1 protein-coding gene, 1 tRNA gene and 1 pseudogene are annotated in these 3,580 nt (G+C 36.3%); all 3 read right to left on the reverse strand.

Annotated elements, in window-relative coordinates:
- Positions 1-140: 140 nt before the first annotated feature.
- Complete coding sequence (gene gyrA / locus WGMM_RS05060) at positions 141-2,843, reverse strand: DNA topoisomerase (ATP-hydrolyzing) subunit A (protein WP_038250961.1); 2,703 nt, start codon at positions 2,841-2,843, stop codon at positions 141-143.
- Positions 2,844-2,895: 52 nt separating this feature from the next.
- Positions 2,896-2,968, reverse strand: a tRNA-Val gene (locus WGMM_RS05065).
- Positions 2,969-3,299: 331 nt separating this feature from the next.
- A pseudogene (locus tag WGMM_RS05070) lies at positions 3,300-3,580 on the reverse strand (P44/Msp2 family outer membrane protein); the annotation flags it as partial.

The raw sequence follows: 3,580 nt of genomic DNA on the forward strand, positions 1-3,580 counted from the left end.
TCCTCTTTGTCTGCCAGTGGTTTTTATTTTTAGTTAATTTTTGTCCATTGATCTTTACTTAGCCATAAGTATATATTTTAATTTAAATACTGCGTATTAATCAACAAAAACTTGCGCTTTTTGTTTAACCTATACTACGGTTAAGAAGCGATAGAGCTTTCAACTTCAAAAATACTATCTTCAGTGGAATCAGGATCTTCAATTTTCGCTACTGACACCACTTTTTCTCTACTTTCTGTTTTAAACAGAGTGACTCCTTGAGTGCTGCGTCCTGCAATTCTAATCTCATTGACCGAAATGCGAATTAACTTTCCTTTATCTGTAATAAGCATTATATTATCACCCTGCTCAACTGGAAAACTAGCAACAACATTACCGTTTCTGCTAGTAGTAAGAATATTGGTGATACCAACACCACCCCTGTTAGTTACTCTATACTCATACGCAGAAGTTCTTTTACCAAAGCCATTTTCAGTAATAGTTAATATAAACTCCTCATTCACTGCAAGTTTTAAGAATAATTCGTTATCTATTCCTAAATCATTCAAAGTCTTTTCCAATTTAGAATCAATGGAGTTATTAATTGCAGTCCCCAGTCTTTTTGCAAGTGGAACTTTTAAGTAAAGTTCTTTTGTTTCTGTTGCTACACCTATCCCATTTAATATGGTCATGGATATCACGCTGTCATTCTTTACAAGTTTGATACCTCTTACGCCATCTGAATTGCGACTCTTAAATTGACGCACATCACTTACAACAAATCTGATACTTTTTCCAAGCATTGTTGAAAGTAAAACATGGTCAATTTCATTACATACCTTAACCGATACTAATTTGTCTCCTTCATCGAGCTTTATTGCTATTTTTCCATTGCTTGGAATATAGTGAAAGTCCGCTAAGGAGTTACGCCTTATGTTTCCATAGGCAGTAGCAAAAACTATGTTTTGATTTTCGTCATTTTCACTTGGCAATGGCATGATATTAGTTATAGTTTCACCATCGCTAAGCGGAAATATGTTAACAAGTGCTCTCCCACGTGCGGTTGGCTCTGCAAGAGGTAACTTATAAACTTTTAATCTATAAACTCGACCAATGTTAGAAAAGAATAAAAAGCTAGTATGGGTATTTCCAACAAATAATTCTGTGATTACATCCTCTTCTTTTAATCCCTGTCCTAGCTTTCCTTTTCCACCACGACGCTGAGTTCTGTAGTGAGAAAGTTTTACACGCTTGATATAACCATTCATAGTTACGGTTATCACCATATCCTCTTGTGGAATTAGATCTTCAGCTTCAATGTCCGCGTCTGACTCTTCTATTGAAGTTTTTCGCGGCACAGCAAATCTGTTCTTTATTTCTTGTAAATTGTTTTTTATTTCTTTCATCAACTTCTCTTCTGAGCCAAGAAAAGCGATATATTCTTTTATCAGGTTGATCATTGAACTTAGCTCAGCTTCTAATTTGTCTTTTTCAAGGCCTGTTAAACGCTGCAGTTTCATATCAAGGATAGCCTTAATTTGTAGCTCAGTTAATCTATACACTCCATCTTTCAAAAAGCTTGCGCTATCTGAAATCAACTCAATAATAGTGTTGATTTCATTCGAAGTTTTCCATTCTTTATTTAAAAGTTCTCTACTTGCTTCCGCAGGATCTTTTGCACCGCGGATGATTTTTATCACTTCATCTATGCTGAGGACCGCAATGTAGAGCCCTATATATATATGAGCTTTTTCTCTCGTTTTTCTTAGACGAAATTCTGTTCTCCTGATTAACACTTCTTTTCTAAAGTCAACAAAAGCAGCTATGATTTCTTTTAACGACATCAAAGCAGGCCTGTTGTTATTGAGCACTAAAGTGTTAACACTAAAACTACTTCTTAGTGGAGTTAGCCCCAATATTTGATTAAGTATAAAACTTGCCTCAGCATTTCTTCTGAGGTCAATTACTACTCTAATACCAGACTTATCGGATTCATCCCTAATTTCTGTTATGCCATCAATTCTTTTTTCTTTTACAAGCTCACCTATCTTCTCAATTAATTTTACTTTGTTTACCTGGTAAGGTATTTCATCAATCACTATTGCTTGCCTATCTTGTGGCAGGTCTTCTATGTGAGTCTTGCCTTGCACAACAATTGATCCACGACCCGTTGCAAATGCTGATCTTATTCCAGACCTTCCAAGAATCGTTCCCCCAGTTGGGAAATCCGGCCCTGGCATCACTTCAAGTAACTCATCAAAAGTAACTTCAGGATTATCTACATATAATATACAAGCATCTATTATTTCTCCAAGATTATGAGAAGGAATATTGGTTGCCATACCAACTGCAACACCACTTGCACCGTTTAGCAATAGATTCGGAAACTCTGCAGGCAGCACAACTGGTTCTGTTTCATTTCCATCGTAGTTTGGCCTAAAATTAACTGTATCTTCATCAATATCATTCAGTAAAAAGTGCGACACTTTTTGAAGTCTTGCTTCTGTGTATCGCATTGAAGCTGGTGGATCTCCATCTATCGAACCAAAGTTACCTTGCCCATCAATAAGCGGTAAAAGAAGAGAGAAATCTTGAGCCATTCTAACCAAGGAATCGTAAATAGCTGCATCACCATGTGGGTGATATTTCCCCATTACATCCACAACTATACGAGCTGCCTTTTTATATGGCTTACCGGCATCGAATCCAGCTCTTGACATTGCATATAATATGCGCCTGTGAACAGGTTTAAATCCAAGGGCATGCAGTAGTATAGCCCGGCTTATGATAACGCTCATTGCGTAGGAGAGATAAGAATCTTCCAGCTCTTTTACTATTGAGATTGGTACTATATTATCCTGCATTTTTTATACTTTAATTGAAGTAATTAATAATACTAACATTCAGTTAAGCAAATGGGCAATGACAGACTTGAACTGCCGACCTCCTCGGTGTAAACGAGATGCTCTACCAGCTGAGCTAATTGCCCCTTTAGATCTAATTCTATAGCTCAATATTATTATTGTAAACAAAAATAGCAATAAATTGTATCCGTTCAGCAGAGTGGCAAAATAGGTAGACAAGGTGATCTAAAAAGATAATCATAGAGTAAATGTGAGGTAAGTCTTTACAATAAATGGTGTCATCCAAGTAGCCGACACTGGGATGGCTTTGTTGCATCGCTCAAGTGAAAAGAACTGGCAGTTACTGACAAAATTCATTATAAATAGCCATTTAAGACAACTTCTTTTTTATTGCCACAAAAAATGAGAGAGAGAGAGAATATAACAAATTTCTCCAAGAAAGAGGAAGCATTTTTTGATAGGCATATCTTCAATTGCTATATCGTAATAAACGTTAACTAGTCCTGAAATTGCTGTTAAACTGTCTGCAATAGTATCTGGCGTAAATTTTGCATCTGTAACATCATTTTTGTTTAGGTATGAATAAACTCCTTCAACATCAACCCTGATGTCGTCCATTTTGTAACCAAACGCACCACCACCAGCTATAAAAGGCGCTTTTAATGGACTGTAATCACCATTGTCTTTCTTATAGGTAATACCATCAACTTTTGTGAAAAGAGGTAAAATTTCACCGT

Source organism: Wolbachia endosymbiont of Glossina morsitans morsitans, from assembly GCF_000689175.1.
In the GTDB taxonomy this organism is placed as follows: Bacteria; Pseudomonadota; Alphaproteobacteria; order Rickettsiales; family Anaplasmataceae; genus Wolbachia; species Wolbachia pipientis.

Excerpts from the sequence above, each read along its gene's own strand:
- gyrA (WP_038250961.1), bottom strand. The coding sequence starts at position 2,843 with ATGCAGGATAATATAGTACCAATCTCAATAGTAAAAGAGCTGGAAGAT.